The organism is Xanthocytophaga agilis (assembly GCF_030068605.1).
In the GTDB taxonomy this organism is placed as follows: Bacteria; Bacteroidota; Bacteroidia; order Cytophagales; family 172606-1; genus Xanthocytophaga; species Xanthocytophaga agilis.
In genome coordinates this window covers 63,105-86,280 of sequence record NZ_JASJOU010000016.1, presented here as the reverse complement: position 1 = coordinate 86,280, position 23,176 = coordinate 63,105, and the positions used below count along the sequence as shown (strand labels likewise).

The window sequence follows — 23,176 nt, the reverse complement described above, 5'->3', positions numbered from 1 at the left end:
TAGGATGCCACAAGTAGAATCATGAAAGAGTTTATAAAGAAATGAAGGAAGAAAGATCTATAGAGGTAAGTAGAGTGATGCAAGGGAATTTAAGAAAAAGAAGTTAATAAGCAAGTAAAACAAAACAGAGCCTACACTTATAAGAAAGATGTAGGCTCTGTTATTTTTATGATTTTAGATCTTCGACTTTATCAGTAACCCGTTTTGTTTTATAGCAGGAAGATCCTCTTAACTTTCATAGGCTACACGAGTCATAATACTACGACCCAGCGTAATCTCATCTGCATACTCCAGTTCGCCACCTATTGGAATACCTCTGGCGATAGTACTTATCTTCAGATCAAAAGGTTTTAGCTTTTTCGTTAGGTAAAAGGCTGTTGTATCTCCTTCCATAGTAGGACTCAGGGCAAGAATCACTTCTTTAACATCTGAGTCAGGGATTCTGCGGATCAGCGAGTCAATATGAAGATCATTCGGACCTACCCCTTCAATCGGAGAGATAATGCCACCCAGCACGTGATACAGTCCTTTGTACTGAGATGTATTCTCAATCGCCAATACATCACGGGTATCTTCCACCACACAGATAATAGACCGATCTCTCATGGCATTGGCGCAAATGGCACATACGTCTGCATCAGAGATATTGTGGCAATTTCTGCAATATTTGATCTGGGTGCGTAGCTGGGTTAGCGATTCTGCCAGAGCCAGCGTGGTTTCTTCTTCTCGTTTCAACAAATGCAGAACAAGACGTAAAGCAGTTTTTTTTCCAATACCTGGTAACTTAGAGACTTCATTGACAGCGTTCTCTATCAATTTGGATGGGTAGTTCATCTACTGTTTTTCAGATTTTCAGATCCATACATTCACATAGCTACAATGTATAAATCGTGGTTTGTAATTTACTAGAGTACTTCTGCTGAGATACCCCGATTACAGATAGAGTTTCGCATAGAAGCAAGTTCGTCGAAGGAGCCATTCTTAACAGTGCATTTGCCTTTAAAATGAATGATCCAGGTACATTGTTCTGCCTGCTCAGGAGTGTGTTTACAAACCTCAATCAAGGCTTGAATCACATGCTCAAAGGTATTGACATCATCATTGAATACCACAAGTGCCCATTGTTCCTGTTCTACTGCGACGTCCTCTTCCAGTACTTCTACTTCTGTATCAAATAACGTTTGCATACTGCTTTATGAAAGAAAAATCTGTTTAGAATAAAATTATTATCTTTCTTTACTGAATTTCAAAGGAGAATGTCTATAAAGATTAGTTAGCAAATTTATGAAAAAATATCCAATTTAACTGCGTTTTTCCTAGAAAAAAGAATACACTTTGTAGTAAATGAAAAGTGTCAATGTATTAAAAATCAGTCGATTATATTTTTGGCTTAACCCATGAATCCCTACTTAGTTTTAACCATTCTTCTTATTTACTTTGGTGTATTGATTTTAATCTCCTACATCACCAGCCGGGGGGCTACCACACATACTTTTTTTACTGCGGGAAAAAGCTCGCCCTGGTATCTGGTGGCGTACAGTATGATTGGAACAGCTATCTCTGGTGTCACGTTTATATCCGTTCCGGGGGAGGTAGGTAACTCACAGTTTTCCTATCTTCAGTTTATCCTGGGAAACGTAGCAGGCTATATGGTTGTGGCATTGGTGCTTATGCCTGTCTATTACCGGATGAATCTGGTTTCAATTTATACCTACCTGCAAAAGAGACTGGGTTTCTGGTCGTATAAATCGGGAGCTGCGGCGTTTCTGGTTTCCCGGACCATCGGAGCTGCCTTTCGGTTATTTCTTACGGCCTCCGTATTGCAACTGGCGCTATTCGATGAATGGAATGTGCCTTTCGCTGTCAATGTGCTGATTACCATTGCTCTTATCTGGCTGATTACTTCCAAAGGTGGAATTAAAACGATTCTGTGGACGGATGCCTTTCAAACAACGTTCTTAATTGCCGCTTTGCTGCTGAGTGTGTATCTGATCAGTGAAGCATTGGGGTTGTCTCTGGGTGGATTGATTGATACGGTAAGGGCTAGTGATTATTCAAAAGCATTCTTTTTTGATGATCCCAAGAGTAACAAGTTCTTCTACAAGCAGTTCTTTGCCGGATTATTTACCACTGTGGCTATGTTTGGACTGGACCAGGATCTGATGCAGAAAAACCTGACTTGTCGGAACTTGCAGGATGCCCAGAAGAATATGTATACATTCAGTACTGTCTTCCTGTTTGTGAATATCCTGTTTCTGACACTGGGGGCATTACTATATATCTACTCCAATCAGCAAAACATTCCTATTCCAGCCCATACTGATGATCTGTATCCTACCTTATTGCTAAAATTAAACAAGTTTGGCATTGTAGCAGGCGTATTCTTTTTGCTAGGCATTACCGCTTCATCCTATGCCAGTGCCGACTCTGCTCTGGCTTCGTTAACTACATCATTCTGTATCGACTTTCTGGATTTTGAAAACCGTCCGGAAGAGAAGCGGAAACGGCTGAAAACGATTGTGCATTTGTGTATGTCTATTGCGCTGCTGATTGTGATCCTGATTTTTAAAGCCATTAATGACCAAAGTGTGGTAAAGGCTGTATTCACGGTAGCTGGTTACACATATGGGCCTTTGCTGGGTTTGTTCTCTTTTGGGTTGCTGACCAAACTTTCTGTAAAAGATCGCTTTGTTCCTGTAGTATGTATTCTGTCACCTATTCTGTGTTATATCATCAATACCAACGCCAACACCTGGCTGAACGGCTACAAGTTCGGCTTTGAGTTACTGATCCTAAACGGCGTATTAACGTTTTTGGGCTTATTACTGCTTTCACAGAAAAAGTCAGCAGGAGCTACCTATGGGTAGATTGATAGAATCAAAAAATACAAGAATTATCCCAAATTTTGATAAAAGAATGTCATTGAGAAAGTAACAACAAATGTTACAAAGAGAGCAAAGGAAACTTCAATCGTGTAAGGTGGTGTAGGTGCGTTGGCAATCTTTTCTCCGCGAGGTTGGCCTTTGGCCTTGCGGGGGGAAGGATCGGAGAAAAGTGCCCTTTTTTGCTTCGTTTTTTGGGCAAGCAAAAAATGAAGAAGCTACAAGAAGAGTGAGGTAAGAGACAATAAACAAATGTAGATAGAGCAAACAACGAAGAAAGAAGCCTATGAAAAAGATAGGTTCTGGACTATCAACCGACTCTAGATATCAGCAAGCAAAAAATGAACAGGTTAGTGGAAGAATAATGATCGGGACAATAAATCAACGCAGAAAGAGAGATTTATAAAAAATAAACCCAAGCCCATACTTTTCAAAAGCATAGGCTTGGGTTTACTCACATCCAACATTCGGTATGACCGATGTCAATATGTAATTAATCTAACACTTCTGCTCAGAATGTGTATCAGAATTCATATCCAATCGAAAATTTTATAGTACGGTTATAAGTATTAAAGCGTTTGTTTTCATCCAGGCGCTGGAATCCATAATCGTAGGCAGCCATGATATTTACCCCATTCACGAAGCGATAGCCTATACCTGCCACACCACTGAAATCCCATTTCTGAAATCCGTTGTTAATATCCAGCGTACGGTTAAAGGCCGATATACCTAGCACGCTAGCTCTCACGTGTACCTTATTGTCGACGAGGTAACTTACCTGCGGACCTGCAAACAAATGAAATCCTTCTGCCAGATATACTTTGGCTAAGATCGGCATCTCAATGTAGTGCGATTGCACCCGGAAAGTGGTGTTGACATTCAGGAAATCGATTACCTGAGAATTTCCATTGAGTCTACCTGTTAGCTCGGTGCCTTTGAGAGAGTACTGAAGGCCGGGTTCAAGTGTGAAGTAGTCGCTGAGTTTAATGGCTGCATAGCCACCGGCATGGAATCCCACACGGGACTGTGTAGTAACCGCACCATCGGTTGCGCCTAACAGATCACTGATACTTTGCATAGTTTCACCTTGCCAGCTTGAAAGGTTCATACCCCCACGAATTCCATACCGAACTTCAACCTGGGCATAGGTACATACGAATACGCCTAAAAAGGCAATAAAAGAGAAAAGAATTTTTTTCATAGTTATAGTAGCTTGTGAAGCAGTATGTTTTACTAAGCACACTCAATGCGAAACCCGTGCCAAAGTAATTTGGGGATGGCATATATTTTTACCGTGTACCGGATCTGGTCAAATCAGTTGGATACAGTAAACTCTTTTTTTATCTTGAAGGCGTTTTTTAACTTTCCCGGACATGAAAAGAAAACTGACCTTTGTTGTTTTGATTCTGGTCTTTTTAGCTGGAGTGACTCTTGTGTGCAACTGGACTATTACGCGCGAAACGAAATCCTATTTGTATACAGATGTACAGGCTATACCCCACCATAGGGTAGGGCTGGTACTGGGAACCTCCGAAAAGCTGGCAAGCGGACAGGCTAATCCTTATTTTAGCTACAGGATTCAGGCTGCCTATAGCTTGTTTAAAAACAAGAAGGTCGACTATCTGCTGGTGAGTGGAGATAATAGCTCAAAAAACTACAATGAGCCACGGGATATGAAAGATGCACTGGTGAAGTTGGGAGTACCTGAAAACCGCATTTATCTGGATTATGCCGGTTTCCGGACGCTTGATTCGGTTGTACGGGCCAAAGAAATATTCGGACAGGAGTCATTTACAGTTATCTCACAACCTTTTCATAACCAACGGGCTGTTTTCCTGGCCAGACACAAAGGTGTGGACGCTGTTGCCTACAATGCCCGAGACATTAAGGGTGCAAATGGCTATAAAACCCATACCCGCGAATGGCTGGCACGTGTGAAAGTATTCATAGACCTATACCTGAACAAAGAACCTCACTTTCTGGGCGAGCGGGTAAAGATTGGGTAAGATTTGGAAAGTGTATCACTGATCTTGTTCCTTACTTTTTTCATGAATAAGGATCTAATTCATATTTGGCTGTCCTTCTCTTTCTAGTCTATCTCTCTGGAAAAATCATGTCTCTGAACTGCCTTTCTGCAAGGAGTGTTCTTTCCTGCCTTTCTGAAAGAATCTTCCCTTTCCCTTATCTTGTCCCATATCTTTTCTTAAAGAGTGATTTTTACATAAAGAAAAAACACTCTCCCTGTCCTCTTGAAAGAAACTTGTGACAAATAGTGCCTTGTTTCCGATTGGAAGAAAATAAATTAGACTTCAAAATAAGAAATAAAGGTTACAAAGGATACACACACTGTATAGACAGGTTACTATGTCCTATTATGTGTATATCATAACAAATCCTGGTAAGACAACCTTATATACAGGTGTCACAAACGATTTGGAAAGACGACTGGCAGAGCATCGTGCCAATAGAGGGAATAATGCGTCCTTTGCTGGAAAGTATTATTGCTACAAATTACTTTATTATGAAATCGTTCAAAATATACATGATGCGATTAGTCGGGAAAGTGAAATTAAGTTAATGAATCACAATACAAAGGTAACTTTAATACAAAAGGAGAATCCTAAAATGGACTTTATCTGGTTTTAAGAGTTTCTGATAACTCCAATCGGAAACGTGGCTCTATTTGTCACAAGTTTCTTTCAGAAGGACAAAAGGGGAGAGAAGGACGGGAGATTTTTCTTTCAGAACGAGAAGTTTTTTAAAGTTGATAGTTAAGATTGCATATATCCTCTTTCTTGGTCCATCTATAGTAGTAGAAGAAAGTCCGATCAGTTTCTATTTAACAAGCACTGTCCTTATTTCGTCCAGTATACCATCCAAGCCCTTTGGCTCAGGTTCAAACTCACCGGGAAACCCTCGATCACCAAAATACTTCCACTTTTCCTTTCCGGAAACAGTTATTGCTTTCATCTTTTCACTTTGGCACCGAACTTTGGTTTCCATGGAATAGATAAGAACATCATCCTGGTAAACTTCAAATGTTTCACAAGGGAACGACCCCTCTTCCGGAATCAGGTATTGCTCATCCCATAGATAAAAGCACTTACCTTCTATGTCTTCGATCAGATAAAGCACACCTTCATCCTCATATTCTTCAAATGTAACAACCCTCTTAGCCTGTATCTTATTAACTCTGGCTACCTGTGATTGCTGAACAGCTTTCCAGGATTCTAAAAGCTCAATCTTCTTTTTCCTTCCTTTGTATTTATTTTCAATTAGTACCCATATCCATATAGGACAATAGGCAACCACACACATAGATGGTAAAGCCCAATTTGATTTGTGATAATAATAAATGTGAATGGCAGACAAAGTGATTACTATCACCAAACCAATAATAAGGGGCCAATTCAATGGCTTATAAATAGTTTCCTCCAGCTCTTGTATACTTTTGGAGATCTTATCTGCTTCTTCTCTGTCTAGTTTCCGGGTCTCTGTATTCATTTGATGTTATTTCGTACTGCCAATTATACGTTTACGGTGTTCTAATCCCCATTCCAGCATAACATCCAGTACATGCTGGAAGGCATAGCCCGATTGGGTTAATTCATATTCGACAGTGACAGGAATTGTGTCATGAACCGTTCGTACCACCATTCCGTTGGCTTCCAGATCCCGTAATTCTTTGGACAACATCCGGGGAGTGATTTTGGGGATTTCTTTTTGTAGCTCGCCATATCGTTTTTTACCGAACAGCAAGGAAGAGATAATCGCAGCTTTCCATTTCCCGTGGATTACATTTATCGTGTCGTTAACTGCCAGAATATAATTGCTGGAGCATTCCCGGATGCTTTCCATTTCTGATATCTTCTTCATAACTAATTGATTATGTTGAAACTATAGTTTAGTATACCACTATACAAAAGTATACGACTTACTTTTGAGTAGTAAAGGTATATAATTTTGCTTTGTATCCATCTAAACTATTCGGACATGGCAAAAGTACTGCACATTATTTCCAGCACCCGCGGTGCTGAATCCTTAACGCTTACGTTAGGAAACGCTATTATTGACAGGATCAAAACAAAAGACCCTGATACAGTGGTTAAAGAAATTGACCTTTCCGCAAATCCCTATCCTCATTTGGGACCCATTCAGATCAGTTCGTTTTTTACTCCGGAAGAAAGCCGTACACCCGAACAAGAGCTTGCTGTAAGAAGGTCAGACGAGGCTGTTGCTGAACTTCAGGATGCAGATATTCTGGTGATTGGAGCACCTATGTATAACTACTCCATCACATCCAGTCTGAAAGCCTATTTTGACCACATTGCAAGAGCACGGCTAACGTTTCGGTATAGTGAGAGTGGAGTGGAAGGATTGCTGAAAAACAAAAAAGCCTACATCGCTTTTGGCTCAGCAGGTGTTTTTGGCAATGATCAGATGCAGGCCTACGACTTTGCTGTACCTTATATGAAACACTTCTTAGGATTTCTAGGCATTACAGACGTAACTGTGTTTCGTGTGGAAGGAACGGGAATCCCCGGATTGCAGGAAACTGCGTTAGAAAAGGCCCTTGAAAGCATAGCTGTTTAGCTATTTGACGCTTTCTTTCAAAAACTGGATAGAAAGCATACATGTATGATAATGAACGTATTATGACTTTACAATTGATCTGATCGCAGTACCTTTGTAGTGTAAGTCAAGCAGACATATCCTCAGACGCAAGGTCTGATCATAGATATAAAAATAAAATTTAGGTTGTAAGTGGTTTGTTACTGAAATTCCCTGAAGGTTTCCTCCAGGGAATTTTTGTTTTATAAATCTGAAAGGGAGCATTCACTTTATAAAAAGATCTGGCAGAGGATCACAATCAATACACGTTACCGTTTCCAATTCTGTCTGAAATAGCGTTCATAGCCAAAGGGATCACGCCACTCAATGTTATGTTCCGGAATGCCTAGCGCCTGATCCAAGAGATGCAAAGATATCAATAGAAAAGCCATACTCATATTCTGAATATGTGCTTGTTTTACAATAGTTAAGCATCTTCCCATATATCGGTAAACAAAAGATCAAACATAGTGGCTTCGTGCATTTCTCTTTGCTGAGTAGCCACTTGTAATACTCTATAATGTAATAATTCTGTAGGAAATAGTTGAGTTCTGGCAAGACGATCAAAATTGTAGTATGCTTCCAAAACTTGATCTACCATTGAAACTACTATTGCAGGAGCTTCATTCCAGTAACGTTTAGGAGGTGGAGGAGGATTTAGATAGAGTTGTTCCAACATCTGTTCAGTCATAGGTAGACTTTCTGCATCATTCTTTGGTAGAGGATCTTTTTCATTGATATAATATGCATGATACGGCATCAAGCAACTGCGATGAAGAACTAGTGTGTAGTTCTTCCCGGAAATATCCCAGAATATAATGACTGCTTTAAAACAAGAACATGTACTAGTCCTGAAACTAAAATCCTGAATACTTGTATGAGGAAGTATTTCTTGTAGTGATTTCAAAAAATCTTCCCAGATTGGTTTTTCACCCTCGTATTTTTTATAAGTCAAAGTTTGGTTTAGAATTTCCAAAGAAGTCTCATAATTAATACTCCAGGGAGAGATATTTCTTGGGTAGAAATGATAGAGAGTAGTAACTATTTCATTAATGAAATGACCTGTGATTTTCATTGTAACAAGTTTATTAGTAAGAGGTAAAAACTAATTAGGGCAATTGGCTCTACTATATGCCATTACAGCGTTCTTAAATGCTACGCCTGTTGGTGGAGCATTTAACTTTACAGCGGTACAACCAGGATTATGGATGGCCATATAACTTAAGAAAATCGTTACAAATCTATTTTTATATGCCTCTTTTCCACCTACTTTGGCTAATAGGTTTTCATCAACTGATGCAGCAGCCCAATCACACGCATCGGCAGCAATAAGCTGTTGAGCTTTTAGTGAAAAAAGATAGTGTGTTTTTCCGTCCACACCAGTTGTTTGTTTGATATCACCTGAATTCCATAACGATAAATATTTTTGTTTAGAACCGTATGTATTCCAATCAACAATCAAATCTTTAGGTGAAACAATTTCAATCCCAAATTGCAAACTAGCTACCATTAGTTGTGTGTCTTCTTCATATAATCTTGCATTTATATCCCAGACTCTACATATATTGGTAAGTGTTGTATAAGGAGTAAAATTAAATGAACTAGGGCAAATAATATCTGGTGGAGATACTTTATCTGGATTGTAAGGATCATATACAAAATTGTTATAATTCTTAAAGCCTTTATAAATGGTATTTACTGGTCCACTTCCAGGATAATCCGGCCCACCACCACCACTCCCACCGCCACCTCCGCCAGCTAATCCATAAGTGCTAGTTGGGACTTGAGAATCAGAAGTTGTATAAATACAAGTAGTAAATTGATAGTAGGTATCTAAGTAAACCCAGTTAGAACAGTCATTTCCAACACATATCTTTTGATAATAATTTACATATCGATCAAAGCAAGTCCAACCACCTGCTTGTTCTCGTCCACTCTTTTGATTTGACAAACCTTCTATTGGAGCAACAATTCTTCCTCCTCCAACTAAGTATCCACCAAAAAACTTTCCTTCCCATGTTTCTAAAGTAACAAGTCCACTAAACTTAAGTTTTGAAAGAACAATATCCTGAAAATTAACTTGAGCAACATCACAATCAGATGTTTTTAAGTATCCCTCATCAGGAATGTAGCGAACTATATAGGCGTTGGTTCCATACCTGTCTTTGAAAATAATCAGTTTTATTAATCCATCAGGTGCTTGTTCTAAAACATCTGGAGATGCACTACTACCTGGAGTAGTTGTTCCTACTTGAGATAAGAATTTACCATTGAAGGCAATTGGGACCTCAACAGTAGATAAAAAACCGTTATCGTAGGACTTCCCCTTTTCCCACGCAGGCTCTCTTTTGGTACTTTCTTCTTTTGTTCGGGCGGAAGATGCAGAGTAGGAATAGTGTTTTTCAAACCAGACTTTGGCTTCACTAACGAGTGGATCTAGTCCACTTATAGCTTTGGTTTCAATCTGATCCTTTTTACAAGATAGGCATAGTAAAAAGCAGACTATTACCAAATACAATTTTGGAAGAATAGTTGATTTCATAGAGTTAAAAAAATATATGTGGTGAATCAGTAAATAAGTTATTTTTAGTTTGTTTACTATAAATAAATATATTATGTAATTATTAAATAATATTTTAGATTTAGTCACAGTTAGTTAATATAAAAGATACTTTTAGATGATGTTTTATCTGGTTTTATTAGGGTAGGAATTTTTGAGTAACTATTTAGATAGAATATGTAAGTTGTTTTTATATTGTATAGGGAGTATAGGAATAATTTATTCTATAAAACAAGAGTCGATTTTCTACAAAATCAACTCTTAATTATTACTGTTTCCATACTTGTCTGAAATACCGTTCATAGCCAAAGGGATCACGCCACTCAATGTTATGTTCCGGAATGCCTAACTGCCTGAGCCAGGTTGGGACAAAGAAAGACGGACAGCCTTTGTTGTCAAACTGGTTATGTCCGGCAATTTTGATATTGGGTGCATAACCCAACACCTCGCCGATAATATCCAGCATACACGAAATCTGCTGAGGGGTGCGACTGTCCAGTGGCATTTTATGGGAAGAGTCCAGACCGCCTACATAACACAGCTGTCTGGAGATAGCGTTAATGCCAGCCACACCATTTGTAATCTCGAAGGTGTCAATGATCTGGTCATTATTATGTTTGACAAACTGGTGACGGGAGCCATCAAGCAGGATCAGATCCGAGTAGCCGACTTGCTTCCAACCGTTGCCGTAGGGTTTGGGTTTGGTGTGCCAGCGTTTGACATCATCAGCCGAGATCCAGCGTCCGGCTGGGGTGGCGGTGCAGTGTATAATCAGGTATTGGAATTTCATAGGGGTAGAGATAAATAGAGAATATAGGACATTGTAATCTTTCCGGATGTGTGTTTTTACCAATCTAAAGGATGGGAAACAGATCGTTGGTGAAAACGCACAACGACGGAAAAACCCGTGGTTCAAACAAGATAAACGGGGGAAAGATGTCGTTGGTGAATAACACCAACGACGGGGAGTGAAATGATAAGCCGGATCATACTATTTTTGATAGACGTATGATCCGGTGTGTGATTAGCCTTCCAGCATGTCGTTTACCGTTTCCGTCAGATCGGCGATTTCTTCCTGCAGTTCGGTGACTTCCATATGCAGGTCCTGGTTTTCACCATCCAGTTCATCGATTTGCTCTCTGAGCATTTCCATCTCCAGTTCTTTGTCACTAAGCAGATGCTGAAGGCGCAGGTTTTCGTTTTCGAGTAGTTTTTTCTCAAAAGCCAGTTGCTCATTGGTAAGAGTCAGACAGAGGTTTTCAATAATCAGGCTCTCGTCAGAAATTGATAGATCAGAAACAGATGTGATAGTCATAGGAATAAGGTGTGTATAGAATGTTTAGAGTATTGACGATATGAATTATTTAGGGTCACGCATTGAAAAGAAGCCAACCGTTGAAATAAAGGCCAGCAGCGAAACGAACGACTGTGTGTCTATCCGATTCACCAACCAGAGTATGTATCCAGAGAACGTAAACAAACCCAGGGTTGAGGTTTTCCAGTTGTTTAGCACAAACTGGATATAGTCATATATTGATTTTGCCATGTGATGTTGTGGTTATATAATGAATGAGAACTGTAGGGGCGATTGGCAGATCGCCCTGGTAGGCGCAAACTCGGCATGAAACAATCCGGACCGATGTAGGGGCGAACCCGCATGTTCGCCCGGATCGTCGCAACGAATGTTCGGATTAGTCCGACACCCTGTAGGGGCATCCCCTTGCGGGTGCCCATGTTCGATACAAACAATGTATGGTATCATCCAATATGGTTGTTTCCTAAACGTAATCATTCGCGTTCGGAAACCGGGCGGGGGCGAGCCCCGCCCCTACATGGCTCGGATTGTTACAAACGCGGTCTGTGGGAAACCAGGCGCACACACAGGTGCGCCCCTACATTGGTTCGGATTATACCAAACATCGTCTGCGCCAATCAGGGTAATTTACCGACCGTTACATGTATCCTTCACACAAAACACGGGGGCATACGTAAACTGACGGACGTGCTTGATCTTCTCTACATCCAGTGGTTGTATCTGACGGGCAACTGCGTGTTTAGCCACAATTGCCTCGATCTGGTTGTAATCAATTACCTCACAGGCATATACTTCCGTTGGGTTCAGGCGATGTTCTGTAAACACACCCAGAGCCACACCCGTCACAAAACACAAGGCCGATACCAGAATCAGGGTTTTCATAAAGAATAAAGCGTATAGTGAAACAAATCCGATAAAAAAGAAGCAGTAGACTGTGGTGCTACTGCTTCGTGGGCTACTTACCTGTACCGGATTAGGTAGCAGGCAGGGTAGCTTTGTGAGTGGTTACCTCCAACATAGAGCCATCTACTACCGACAACCGTTGTTCGATTTCGTCCAGCTCAGACTCGTATAGGATCACAGCAGTAGTACCAAACTGGGCTTTGCGTTGCTGCAATGTAAACAACCGATAGTCGGCGCGCACTTTACGGTTTTCCATCTCAGTTTTGGTGGCACTTTCGGGAAGGGCTGCAATGATCGCAATCAGCGATTCCACTTCGGCTTCCGCGGCTGCCAGATCGGCATCGATGTCTGACGCCCGCTCGGCTGCATTGTCTTTGCTACGGGTCAGGGAGATTTGCCGAAACTCCAGGTTTTCTTTGATGTCACTTAACTTGGTAAGAACCTTGTCACAGTCGGTTCTTGAGGTCAATAGGGCTATAGATAGTGCCATAAATAAATCAGTTTGTGTAAGGGGTTATAGATAGAGAATGCCGTCATCAGACTCAGATTTTTCCCCGATCCACTCCCAGGGCGTGGCAAGCTTGTCGCGAAAAGCTGGGGTTCTGGCTGATTGACTTTACAAATATCGGCATTCTATATACACGAAACTGACCGTAGTTTTGATCAGTATAACAACGGTCAAAAGGCACAGTTTGCTTATGATTAGTTCGTTTTAGTTCAGTGGTATTGTACTTATGGGTGTAGCTTTTGGATAAATAAAATAGGAGGTAGTAAGTGTGGGGGCCGAGGTTTTTTTTGTATGAAGGAGAGGTAATAGATTAGTAAATCATATGAAGTGAAAAGATGGCAATTGATGATATAGAAATAAGAAAAAAGACTCTAGAAAAAAGGGTGTTTTTCCTGTTTCATTTTTCACTTTATCTGTGATATTGCATGACTGTATGAGAACAATAGAAGAATCTGAAAAATACTATGCTGAGGTGCTTAGCTATACTCTTGAAAAGAAGCCAGAGAAGCCTCTAACGTTATTTGATATATCAGGTAATGCTCATTATGAAGATATATGTAGCAATTGGTATGCGTTCTTTTTAGACCCTCAGAAGGAGCATGGTTTTGGAACATTGTTTCTGGATAGCCTTACAGAATTAATTAATTCAAAGAGTAATAAAACTAATGATTTACTCTGGGAAGCAGATAGTTTTACAATAATTCGTGAACATTTTACCGGACGAGGCTCTATTGATTTGCTTATTGCAGAAAGGGATACTAAAGATTCTTACAGAAAGGCGGTCATCATTGAAAACAAAATTTATGCTGCACTAAATAATGATCTGGAAGATTACTATTCAAGTATAAAGGTTTCTGATGAGAATAAAAGAGGTGTAGTATTATCATTATATCCTTTAGAAACAAATCACACACACTTTGTAAATATTACGCACAGTGAATGGTTAAAGAAAATTAATGCCGGATTGGGAAACTACTGGCAAAAGGCAGGTGATAAATACCTAATGTTTTTACGAGACTTCATACTAAATCTAGAATCTATGGGAGAGAGCACAGAAGGCATGAATGCAGACTTAAAATTTTATATGCAGCATGCTTCAAAGATTAATGAATTATGTCAATTACAAATTGAGGCATTAGGTTTTCTTGCAGAGAGTATTTCCCTTCATTTAGATAAATCGGGATGGGAGTGGCAACGATCTTATGATGGTTATGTAAGTTTGCAATACAGCAAAAACTCTAATTTTCGTGGATACCTATATTTCGATGAGTTATTCGACAAGCATCAATTTAAGTTTGCTTTATGGATAGTAGAAGATACAATGGAGGCTTGGAAAAGGCTTTCTATTGAAGATATTGTAGCATTGGAAGCAAAATATGCAAATCAGATAGACATCAAAAATAAACGGCAGAGCAAGGCATGGATTCACATTGGTGAAAAAATGTATACAGAAATTGAACAGAATGAAATAGAAAATTTTGGTGTCTATGTAGATAGTCTATTGGCAGACCAATGGGAAAAATTGTTAGAAGAGATAAATATACTCTGTAGTAAGAAATAGGGTGAGTTAGCTAAACTATAACTATTGGAATAAATGATATTAACTAACCTCACCCAACAGCCATCTTAGCTGAATCTTTCCATAAATAAGCTGGCATAGGTTCCTGAAGTTGCCAGGTGATATTCATCGGTTTAGAGCCTGAATGGTTTTCTAACTTGCTTGCACCCAGAAATACATATCCCATGGTGTTACCATATTCGTCTTCATTACGTTCGCGAACAAAGAGTAAAATTTTTCTGTCTTGCTCTTTGTGTTTGATATATGATTGACCCTTAGAACTAGTGGGACTTGTCGTATTCTGAGATTGCCAGTGAAAGAGTGTTTCACTGATGGCGAAGTCGTGGTAGAGAGTTGTTGGTGAAAAGTTCTCTTCTGATTTTTGTAAGGTAACAAATAGCAATTCTGTATTCTTTTCTTTGTGCAAGGCAACTCCTTCCCGATTACTTGATTTCTTTTCGAAGGTTGAGAAACCAAATCCTGCCAAGATTTGCTCACGGGTATAGCGACTGTGTATTTTGAGTGGTTGGGTGTAAGGCAGAAATAATTCTTTCTCCAGAAAATCAACTTTGTCTACCTTCCATTCCAGCACTTCTATAATTTCTTTGGTTAAAATAGGATTGTGGCCTATAGCTTGAATACTTTCTTCCAGGCTGGCAAAACCTCCACGCTCTTGCCAGACATCATAGTGCAACATCACACACATTTGACGTTCTACTTCAGATAAAGTTTCTAATGGTACTGCAAAATGTGCACGAGCCAGTTTGAGAATAAATTCGAAATAAGACGTAGACTGGCAGGAAAGCCATTTTTTACTGATTGCTCGGGTAATTTCTACTTCATGTGTTGTTGGAAAATCAGGTATTATGCCAGCATCTGCACATAACCGTTTCCAACTACCGCGCTTGTAGAGTTGAGGTAAAGCAATGTGGTAAAACTCACAGAAGTTTCGCAGTGTCAAAGGAAGGTTAGATTGGTGTCTAAAGTTCTGGAGCTTCAGCAATAATTGCTTTGTATTGAGCTGAGTAGCTTGACGAATATTGTTTAAAATATATTCTTTGGCTTTGCGTTCAAGTACAATTGAGCAGCCCAAGGGTAGATGGGGAAAATCGTCTTCCAGCTCTTTTTGAATAGAGGTAGTAGTTTTTCCTACCAGAGCTCTGAATTTATTTTCAAAGTCGTATTCCGGACGAGCATTGCCAACAAAATCCAATACGGTCAAGCATTCCTTGCCTTCGGCCAAACGCAGGCCACGTCCTAGTTGTTGTAGGAATACTGTTAAGCTTTCAGTAGGCCTGAGAAAGAGAACAGTATCTATTTCTGGAATATCGACACCTTCATTAAAAATATCAACTACAAAAAGGTAATTGATCTCTTTGTTTCTGAGCTTGATACGAAGTTCATCACGCAACTGATTACGACTACTGACCAGATAATCAGCCTTAAAACCCTTTAATGTAAACTTCTCTGCCATATACTGTGCATGATCTTGAGTAACACAAAATCCAATGGCACGCACGTCGTGTGGATCACGTAGATATTTGTCCAGATGAGTGAGAATGTCACCTACTCGCCTGTCATTGGCTGTATAAAGTCGGGTTAGCTCACTGGGTACATATTTTCCATTTTTCCATTCTGCTCTGGATAAGTCAATTGTGTCTGTAATGCCAAAGTATTGAAAAGGACAGAGTAGTTTGCGATTTAGGGCTTCTGGTAATCTGATTTCAGCAGCAATGGTGTGATCAAAGTCTGCAAGGATATTCTCACCATCCATACGTTCAGGTGTTGCCGTAAGTCCTAGTAAAATCTTTGGAGAGAAATGCGCCAAAACTGGCCGATAACTGCTTGCTGTAATATGATGTACCTCATCTATGATAATAAAATCGTAGTATTCTGCTGACAAAGGTAATGTAGCCAGTCGGTTTATGAGGGTTTGTACAGAGGCAAATACATGTGTATAGGAAGAAGGCTCCACGCCATCTACCCATAAATCTCCAAAGTTATGATTACGTAAAACGCCTCGAAAGGTAGCCAGTGCCTGTTGTAAAATTTCTTTACGATGGGCTATAAACAGTAGTTTGGCATTGGGGTATTGTTGGCAAAATTGCTTGTAGTCAAAAGAGGAAATTACCGTTTTACCTGTACCTGTTGCAGCAACTACCAGATTACGAAAACGATGATGTAGCATACGTTCTGCCTGAAGCTTTTCTAAGATCTCACTCTGATACGGAAGTGGACTAATGGTAAAATACGTTGTTGGATCACTTCGGTCGCTATTGCGTTGTTGCTTTAGTGCTTTCGTGAGCTTTTCAGCATCTCTACCAGGTACATAAGGCTCAAATTCGTTGTCTTGCCAGTAGGTTTCAAATGTTTTCTGAAACTTGTCAATGATGTGGCTTACTTCATGTGTAGTAATCTTCAGGTTCCATTCCAGCCCACTGGTCAGAGCCGAACGGGAAAAATTGGAGGAGCCAATATAGCCCGTATGAAAACCTGTGTTTCGTAAAAACAAATAGGCTTTGGCGTGTAAACGTTCGTTATCTGTATTATAGGATATTTTTACTTCCGTATTGGGTAGACTTGCTAAAAACTCAATCGCTTTCTGATCAGATGCTCCCATATAGGAAGTCGTAATAACCCGTAGATGTTTACCACTTTCTGTAAAGCTTTTGAGCTGCTGTTGAAGAATATTTATTCCTGACCACTTGATAAATGATACCAGAAAGTAAATCGTATCTGCTGAAAGAATCTCCTTTTTGATCTCACTTTCGAGTGAAATACCTGCATTGCTACCCGTAAAAAGTTCACTTTGTGTAAGACGTGTATAAGGTGTAATCTCTTTCAGATGATGCTTAAAATCAGTAAAGGAAGCATCCAGTTTTGAAAAAATAGCCATCAGAATCTTACCTTCTGCTTCTATCAAGTCCTGCGTGAAATCATCATCCTGAAGGTGATCCCGGATGAGTTGAATAATCTTATTCGATAGCTCAATTTGTTTCTCCAAGCTATCATCTCCTGTATATAACCGAAGTCCTGCCTGTATCACACTGCTTAGGTAATGGGATAAGATACGGGCAGCATCCGCTTTATCTATGGAAGCTTGATGTATATAAAAGTTCTGAAAGGATAGTTCCTCTAATCGGGATAGAAGAAGTTTGGTGATCAGTTGTTCATAGATGCCTTCAGGAAGAGATTGCATAGATTAATAAGAATGTAAAAAGTCGTGTACAATAGCTATATCTGCAGGAGCCCAATCAAGAGTAAGAAGTTCATCTCGGTTAAGCCAGGCATAGGTAGCATGTTCTTTTAATACGATTTGTTCAGAAAGAGGCTTTGCCACAAAAGGAATCAGATTAATCTGAAATGTTCCATAGTCATATGTATGTGCAGGTAAAGAGGATTGAATTTCAATATGTAACGAAAGTTCTTCCTGGATTTCACGAATCAAGCAAGCTTCTGCACTTTCGTTTGCTTCTACTTTACCACCTGGAAACTCCCATTTTAAGGGCTGTTTCATAAGTTCACTCCGTTGAGCAACTAGTACTTTTTCGTCTTTCACAATAATAGCACATGTTACCTGTATCATATGTTAAAAGTGGTGTAGAATCTGTTTTTAGGATTTCTGAAACACATTCTCCCGATGCCAGGCCAGATTCTCAGAAGCTGGCAGATACTTTTCTTCTGAAGGGAGCTGAATACGTTTTCCAGCAAAAGGGCGAATAGCATAGGGCGAACTACTTTCTGTAAACCGATCTGATACCAGCACCTCATACTGATCTGTTAGAGAGATCAACCCCCGATCAAAGGCGCGGTGCAGATTGGGACATAGGGCGATGCCATTGGTTACCGTGTCGTTGTGGCTTTTGCTGAAAGGTACAATGTGGCAGGCATCAATCAGAGATAACGTTAGTGTAGAATCTATCCGCAGACCGGAGATACAACAGGTGAAGTCATATAATCGGGGAATTTCCCGTTTGAATATGGTGCCTCGCAGAAAAATCTCTTCCTGGTATTCTTCCTTGTCAAATTCTAGTTGTAATTGTTTAATGCGTGTCTGGTATTCTACGGCATTATCTTCCAGAATTTCATGTGTCACAGTGTCCACATAATTGTAGGAAGAGGATACTGTTTCTTTTGCCTCCGGGAACCATACCTGAAGCAGTGTCTGACGCAAGGCTAGCCTTCCCTGAGCATTCAGTAATAACTCACAAAGTTCTTCATCAATGCTAGCATAGGCTACAGCTATGTTAAGGTTTGCCAGACTAGGTCGGGTGCTAACCTGATGAATCCAAGTCTCATACCCTGCATTCGGCACTAGTTCCCAGAACGGCTCTGACTTAAGGTGGTAATAAGGCAATGCAAATGTAGGTGACCAGTCCGGGCTCTTTACCAGCAGGTTCCAGTTGCTTTTAAACAAGCCAATTAGCTCTGGTGTAATGGGAATGTGCGTACTACTAATCAACTCTTTCTCAAATGCCTGTATCACACTCAGCAACAACACAGGCTTGTGTGGCGCTACACCTGATGTCATCTTCTTGTTTCTGTTGACATTCAGTTTGGAAAAAGCATGGATGTAGTAAGAAAGGCTCTTCACTGGCATAGTTGCAATATAGGTTACTGGCAAAATTTTCACAAGAGCCATAAATGCCTTTTGTTTGAGAGCACGCCAGTAATTTATTTTTATTATCTTAATGTCAGATAGTAAACCTGTTGCTTAGACAAGAAATTAAGCTTATTTAGCATCTTTGAACAAGATGAATACAAGAGAAAGAAGAAACTATAACAAAGCCTTCAAATTGCTGGCATATTTAAAAAATATCTTCCCTACAAAATATGATAAAATAGGAGTAGTACTGCTTCTCTATTTTGGTGTGTCCCATTTAATTATGATTACTGATTATCCATTTCTTAAATCCATATTTCATGATCGGGAAAAAGAAAAATCTATTGTTGAGTTCCTCTTAATAATAAATTGCCCTCTCACGTTTCTTTTAGATTTCAGTATTCTCAAATGTAAGAATATCTATCTAAAATTCATTGCTGTGATTCCTTGTATAAAGCTTACCCAATTTTATATACTTGCACTTGGAGTTGTTTTTGCTCTAGGCCTAGGTGATGGTCATGGTCTTTTTCCTGGCGAGGAGGGCTTCTAATTCATTTGCATAAGCCTGAAAGGACATTAGAGTCAACACACTTAAGTTTTTGTGGCAAATCCATAGATCCGAAACAACTATTGATCATAGCATGACAGAAGCAGATATCAAACGAATTGAAGATAGTTTACGGTTAGCACTACCAGAATTCTATAAAACATTTTTACTCAACTATCCTGAAGATCTAATAATTTTGGGAGTAACGGAATTTAGGGATACAACTGACTTTCCTCCTCTCAGTTACTCTCCAGATGCGATTATTGATTTAAATACTATCGGATGGGATCATAAAGGGTGGCTAATTGTGGGAGATGCTGACTGTGCAAACTATTACTTTATCAAAACAGATGGGATAGATAAATCAGTTTATCTTTGGGACCATTATGCAGAGGGGTTTGATGTTGAGACAGAATCTGAGAATATAACCTGGGAAGCTGGATTACGAAAAGAGGCTGATTCTCTGGAAGAGTTTGCCAAAATTCTTATCAAGAAAATCGTGAGCCCAAATAGAATAGGTTTTTAGGTTTTGGGTGAAAATGCTTTTTCAATCTCAGGCCGATTTTTCCGGTAAAAACGCATCTTCTCCCAAAGCATAAATATCCTCGTAAACTTGTTTTGTTTCACCGTTAATGTACCTGTTGTAAAGTGTCATATTTTTACTTACCTGTTTTTGCGTCAGTTAGGGTGCCTTTGCATTTATCAAAGTTCATTCAAATATCCGTAAAGTGTACTATACAACTGTTTGTTGTATCATCATCATAAGCACGATCTACTTTCTTTAGAACAATTGGAATTAGCCCATATTTGCGGATTTCATATTTCAGTAAAGGTCTACCTGAAAAACCCTGATCCACAATATACTCAATCTTGTGGTGATTTACATTCCAACTCTTTTCCACTTTCTGATACCCTGACATGGAGTCCATAAATGCCAAATGTTTCAGTACAATAAAAGCTAGTCCGCCTATGAGGATTGCTGAAATTATTTTGGGCGTTACCTGCGTGATTTGTCTGGAATAAAAATAATAAAGACAGCTCAACGCAGTAAGTCCAAGCGCCTGAACAGTGTAAGGGATGATATATTCATAACCTGCCACTATTGGAAGAAAGAGAACCACACTGGTGCCTAACAAATAGAGTATTACTTTTTTACTGAGTGTATAGTCAAAAATAAGTCCCAGTAAGGGTGTCAGAAAGAGTATGAAAAGTTGATTTCCATGTTGCCAAAACCAGAGCATAATAGTTGATGAGAGAAGTCTTTATCAGATTATGTGTGTAACCTAGTGAGAGAATTTTTACAAATGTTCATTCGGATAGTTATGGTTTTGTAACCACACAAATGGTATAAACTGATTTCTCCAAAGTTCTACCCTTAGCATAAGCCAGTTCAGGTCTATATTGTAGATTACGTGTAGACTGTAGAATAAGAAAGGCTCTTCATGGCATAGTTGCAATATAGCAAAAGGCTTTTATCCACAAATATACCCCATTTAAGGTATTGATTATATGTATCCTTAATAAGGATCTTTATATCCAATAGTATTATCCCCACCCACAAACCTCTTTCTATATGAAAACGAAGCTTTTAACCCTCGGTTTATTCTTTCTTACATTATCTTGCTTGGGACAATTAACAATTGGTTTTGTAAAAACAGAGATAGTTGAGGAAGAAGGTACAGATGAAAAACAGTTAACAGTTGATCTGAAATTAGAAGGCAAATGGAATAACAAAGACGAGTTTAAAATTAAGCTGACAACAAGCGGAGATGCAACGAAAGGTGATGGATATGACTATGTTATAAAGCCAGATAATAGCGAATTTACAATATCTAAAAGTAATGTGTTTAACTTAAGCTTCACTATCACCATTCTTCCTGACAGAAAAATTGAAGATCTAGAAGAAATTATTCTTACTATCAAACTGGATGAGAGTGTAGAAACTGATTTTGTAAAAGTAGACACAGCCAAGAATATACTTAAGATCACGATTAAAGATTATAAATCTTTTCAGGATGAAATTCTTAGACGAATTAATACAGATAAAGATACAAGCGAGGTCATTGGCCATATATCACTGAGAAAGAATACAGTTCATGTATATAAATTAAAATTAAGTGACAAAGGCTTTGAGAGTGCTGCAAACAAAATAGATCCAGAAGAAGAGGGGAAAGGAAAATGGATAGGGTCTGTAGCACCTACAGAAGTAGAAAAAACAGGAATATTTAATGAAACGCAGCAAATTCAATCTGTTGAACTTTACTTTAGAGATGGAGTAGTCTCTGAAATAAAAGTATACACAATTGATGAAAAAACGAATGAAAAGGAAGTTTTCACCAATACATTTACAAAAGTATTTAGAAATGGAAGATGGATCAAAAGAAACCGCATTCCTGTATCCCTACGACATGCTGATTATAAAAAATATCTGGAAACACTACGTTTATATGCAAATCTTAATGATAAAACTAAATTTATTCGAATAGGAGACATAATTAATTATGATCCCCAAATAGGAAAAAATTATCCGCCAAGTGATGGATATATAACATTGAATAATGAAACTAAGACAAAGCCTGTTATTGTAAATACTTCATTAAATTCCTATATCAATCTTAATGTCTATACAGATTTCTTATCATTGGTTAAAGCTGAGAGAGGAAATGGACTTGTTCAAACAGAGGCATCTGCGCATATCCTACTCAATACGAAGAATCATAAATATAAACCCTTCTTTTTTGTGAATTTTCTAGAGCCAAGTCTCAAATTTTCCCGCTTTGATAATGGCTTTAGCTCTGTTGTTCCAGATACAATTGATAAAGATCTAAATAAGATTAGTATTAACAGAATGTATCTGAATCAAAGATCTTACCTGAATACAAGCATCCGGTTAAATCTGTTTAGAAAAATATATCGATTTTATAGTGAACTAGAACTAAACACATTAGTGGGTTTTAACTGGGCTAATGTAAGAGGATAACAATTGCCAACAACTGTAAACAACCCTAATACTGCACCAGAGTATGAGCAAATAAAGATTAATACACTTTCTTATGGTATAGAAGTTAAAGGTATTATCCCATTGTATAGAAATTTTGGTATAAACATTGGCTGGATAACTTTTTACCAGAAACTGTGGAACCGACCTGCATTCATTAATGAATCATGGCGTTGGTATCATTCACCAGAATTTGAATTATTTTATTATCCTATCAAAAGCAATCAGGATAAAATTTTCCTCCGCTTTCGTACAGTTGTCACTACAGATGCAATTGAACGGAATTTTGTACAGTTGCAGGTAGGTTACAAAGGCCGATTCAATTTCAATGCAAAATGATATTTTTGCGCCTGCTTTCTTTTTACGAGTTTATGAAATTACTTTCCGTTTATGTTAAAAGTGCTTTTTGGCGAGGCTTCGTCCGACAGGGTACATTTTATGTGGTATGTTTGTTGGCGATCTTTATTACTACTCCCATATTAACTTACAGAAAACCTGTTCGTATAGGGTGGGGTTTTCAATTTGGGCTTCTCCTTTTTGTAGTAGGATTTTTGCTCCTTTTGGGAAATATAAGTATAGTAGTTAGTAAACCTTCCTACAAGGTTAATAAAGGATCGATGCTAGCAAATGTGTTGTATCTATGTGTAGCAATAATTTGTTGGCTTATCAGTATCTACCAGATCCGCCATAG

Annotated in this window: 26 protein-coding genes; 9 read left to right on the top strand and 17 right to left on the bottom strand. The window is 38.9% G+C overall.

Annotation, left to right across the window (positions count from 1 at the left end):
- Window positions 1-228: 228 nt before the first annotated feature.
- Both recR and QNI22_RS32415 read right to left on the bottom strand, forming a co-directional pair.
- Window positions 229-834: a recombination mediator RecR gene (gene recR / locus QNI22_RS32420; RefSeq protein ID WP_314000251.1), complete on the bottom strand. Its 606-nt coding sequence runs from the start codon at window positions 832-834 to the stop codon at window positions 229-231.
- 71 nt (window positions 835-905) lie between these two features.
- Window positions 906-1,187, bottom strand: coding sequence for an ATP-dependent Clp protease adaptor ClpS (locus QNI22_RS32415; RefSeq protein ID WP_313983609.1), 282 nt, complete (start codon window positions 1,185-1,187; stop codon window positions 906-908).
- A gap of 210 nt (window positions 1,188-1,397) precedes the next feature.
- Between QNI22_RS32415 and QNI22_RS32410 the strand changes: the two genes are divergently transcribed.
- Window positions 1,398-2,867, top strand: a complete 1,470-nt coding sequence (locus QNI22_RS32410; protein WP_314036954.1) for a sodium:solute symporter — start codon at window positions 1,398-1,400, stop codon at window positions 2,865-2,867.
- Window positions 2,868-3,405: 538 nt separating this feature from the next.
- Here QNI22_RS32410 and QNI22_RS32405 read toward each other — a convergent pair.
- Window positions 3,406-4,083: a porin family protein gene (locus tag QNI22_RS32405; protein ID WP_314000255.1), complete on the bottom strand. Its 678-nt coding sequence runs from the start codon at window positions 4,081-4,083 to the stop codon at window positions 3,406-3,408.
- 172 nt (window positions 4,084-4,255) lie between these two features.
- On the opposite strand from QNI22_RS32405, the gene QNI22_RS32400 reads away from it, so the two are divergent.
- Entirely contained in the window at window positions 4,256-4,888 is a 633-nt protein-coding gene (locus QNI22_RS32400; RefSeq protein ID WP_313983616.1) for a SanA/YdcF family protein, read from the top strand.
- 370 nt (window positions 4,889-5,258) lie between these two features.
- Window positions 5,259-5,528, top strand: coding sequence for a GIY-YIG nuclease family protein (locus QNI22_RS32395; protein WP_314517469.1), 270 nt, complete (start codon window positions 5,259-5,261; stop codon window positions 5,526-5,528).
- A gap of 189 nt (window positions 5,529-5,717) precedes the next feature.
- Here the strand turns inward: QNI22_RS32395 and QNI22_RS32390 are convergent, their stop codons facing one another.
- Window positions 5,718-6,386 (bottom strand): hypothetical protein, encoded by a 669-nt coding sequence (locus QNI22_RS32390; protein ID WP_314517468.1) that lies wholly within the window; start codon window positions 6,384-6,386, stop codon window positions 5,718-5,720.
- 6 nt (window positions 6,387-6,392) lie between these two features.
- Entirely contained in the window at window positions 6,393-6,758 is a 366-nt protein-coding gene (locus QNI22_RS32385; protein ID WP_314517466.1) for a winged helix-turn-helix transcriptional regulator, read from the bottom strand.
- Between the two features lie 117 nt (window positions 6,759-6,875).
- Here QNI22_RS32385 and QNI22_RS32380 point away from each other — a divergent pair, with 117 nt between their 5' ends.
- A complete protein-coding gene (locus tag QNI22_RS32380; RefSeq protein ID WP_314517464.1) occupies window positions 6,876-7,475 on the top strand; it encodes an FMN-dependent NADH-azoreductase in 600 nt (199 codons plus the stop codon).
- Between the two features lie 287 nt (window positions 7,476-7,762).
- On the opposite strand, the gene QNI22_RS32375 is transcribed toward QNI22_RS32380, so the two are convergent.
- From QNI22_RS32375 to QNI22_RS32340, 8 genes are all read right to left on the bottom strand, one after another.
- A complete protein-coding gene (locus tag QNI22_RS32375; protein WP_314517462.1) occupies window positions 7,763-7,936 on the bottom strand; it encodes a hypothetical protein in 174 nt (57 codons plus the stop codon).
- Window positions 7,921-8,568: a hypothetical protein gene (locus QNI22_RS32370; protein ID WP_314517460.1), complete on the bottom strand. Its 648-nt coding sequence runs from the start codon at window positions 8,566-8,568 to the stop codon at window positions 7,921-7,923. Before QNI22_RS32370 ends, QNI22_RS32375 begins: the two co-directional genes overlap by 16 nt.
- A 30-nt stretch (window positions 8,569-8,598) precedes the next feature.
- Complete coding sequence (locus tag QNI22_RS32365) at window positions 8,599-10,143, bottom strand: hypothetical protein (RefSeq protein ID WP_314517459.1); 1,545 nt, start codon at window positions 10,141-10,143, stop codon at window positions 8,599-8,601.
- Window positions 10,144-10,321: 178 nt separating this feature from the next.
- Window positions 10,322-10,843 carry a peptidoglycan recognition protein family protein gene (locus QNI22_RS32360; protein ID WP_314517457.1) on the bottom strand — a complete coding sequence of 174 codons (522 nt, stop codon included), beginning with the start codon at window positions 10,841-10,843 and terminating at the stop codon, window positions 10,322-10,324.
- 234 nt (window positions 10,844-11,077) lie between these two features.
- Entirely contained in the window at window positions 11,078-11,368 is a 291-nt protein-coding gene (locus QNI22_RS32355; protein ID WP_314035122.1) for a hypothetical protein, read from the bottom strand.
- A 45-nt stretch (window positions 11,369-11,413) separates the two neighbouring features.
- Window positions 11,414-11,599, bottom strand: a complete 186-nt coding sequence (locus tag QNI22_RS32350; RefSeq protein WP_313983627.1) for a hypothetical protein — start codon at window positions 11,597-11,599, stop codon at window positions 11,414-11,416.
- Between the two features lie 396 nt (window positions 11,600-11,995).
- Window positions 11,996-12,250 carry a hypothetical protein gene (locus tag QNI22_RS32345; RefSeq protein ID WP_314517454.1) on the bottom strand — a complete coding sequence of 85 codons (255 nt, stop codon included), beginning with the start codon at window positions 12,248-12,250 and terminating at the stop codon, window positions 11,996-11,998.
- Between the two features lie 91 nt (window positions 12,251-12,341).
- Window positions 12,342-12,761: a hypothetical protein gene (locus QNI22_RS32340; protein ID WP_314517453.1), complete on the bottom strand. Its 420-nt coding sequence runs from the start codon at window positions 12,759-12,761 to the stop codon at window positions 12,342-12,344.
- 451 nt (window positions 12,762-13,212) lie between these two features.
- Here QNI22_RS32340 and QNI22_RS32335 point away from each other — a divergent pair, with 451 nt between their 5' ends.
- The gene (locus QNI22_RS32335; RefSeq protein WP_314517450.1) at window positions 13,213-14,340 is read left to right on the top strand and encodes a PD-(D/E)XK nuclease family protein; all 1,128 of its coding nucleotides are present in this window, start codon (window positions 13,213-13,215) and stop codon (window positions 14,338-14,340) included.
- 49 nt (window positions 14,341-14,389) lie between these two features.
- On the opposite strand, the gene QNI22_RS32330 is transcribed toward QNI22_RS32335, so the two are convergent.
- Genes QNI22_RS32330 through QNI22_RS32320 form a run of 3 tightly spaced genes read right to left on the bottom strand, consistent with a single transcriptional unit; the run spans window position 14,390 to window position 18,979 of the window.
- Window positions 14,390-17,536 (bottom strand): DEAD/DEAH box helicase, encoded by a 3,147-nt coding sequence (locus QNI22_RS32330; RefSeq protein ID WP_314517447.1) that lies wholly within the window; start codon window positions 17,534-17,536, stop codon window positions 14,390-14,392.
- Window positions 17,537-17,539: 3 nt separating this feature from the next.
- Window positions 17,540-17,923: a (deoxy)nucleoside triphosphate pyrophosphohydrolase gene (locus QNI22_RS32325; RefSeq protein ID WP_314001905.1), complete on the bottom strand. Its 384-nt coding sequence runs from the start codon at window positions 17,921-17,923 to the stop codon at window positions 17,540-17,542.
- 27 nt (window positions 17,924-17,950) lie between these two features.
- Window positions 17,951-18,979, bottom strand: a complete 1,029-nt coding sequence (locus QNI22_RS32320; RefSeq protein ID WP_314517445.1) for an HNH endonuclease — start codon at window positions 18,977-18,979, stop codon at window positions 17,951-17,953.
- Between the two features lie 112 nt (window positions 18,980-19,091).
- On the opposite strand from QNI22_RS32320, the gene QNI22_RS32315 reads away from it, so the two are divergent.
- Complete coding sequence (locus QNI22_RS32315) at window positions 19,092-19,490, top strand: hypothetical protein (RefSeq protein WP_314517443.1); 399 nt, start codon at window positions 19,092-19,094, stop codon at window positions 19,488-19,490.
- Between the two features lie 91 nt (window positions 19,491-19,581).
- Window positions 19,582-20,013, top strand: coding sequence for an SMI1/KNR4 family protein (locus QNI22_RS32310; RefSeq protein ID WP_314517440.1), 432 nt, complete (start codon window positions 19,582-19,584; stop codon window positions 20,011-20,013).
- A 187-nt stretch (window positions 20,014-20,200) separates the two neighbouring features.
- On the opposite strand, the gene QNI22_RS32305 is transcribed toward QNI22_RS32310, so the two are convergent.
- Window positions 20,201-20,728 carry a hypothetical protein gene (locus tag QNI22_RS32305; protein ID WP_314517439.1) on the bottom strand — a complete coding sequence of 176 codons (528 nt, stop codon included), beginning with the start codon at window positions 20,726-20,728 and terminating at the stop codon, window positions 20,201-20,203.
- Window positions 20,729-21,060: 332 nt separating this feature from the next.
- Between QNI22_RS32305 and QNI22_RS32300 the strand changes: the two genes are divergently transcribed.
- Together QNI22_RS32300 and QNI22_RS32295 are read left to right on the top strand one after the other, a co-directional pair.
- Window positions 21,061-22,467: a hypothetical protein gene (locus tag QNI22_RS32300; RefSeq protein WP_314517437.1), complete on the top strand. Its 1,407-nt coding sequence runs from the start codon at window positions 21,061-21,063 to the stop codon at window positions 22,465-22,467.
- Between the two features lie 3 nt (window positions 22,468-22,470).
- On the top strand, window positions 22,471-22,824 hold the full coding sequence (locus QNI22_RS32295; protein WP_314517434.1) for a hypothetical protein: 354 nt from the start codon (window positions 22,471-22,473) through the stop codon (window positions 22,822-22,824).
- The last annotated feature ends 352 nt before the right edge of the window (window positions 22,825-23,176 follow it).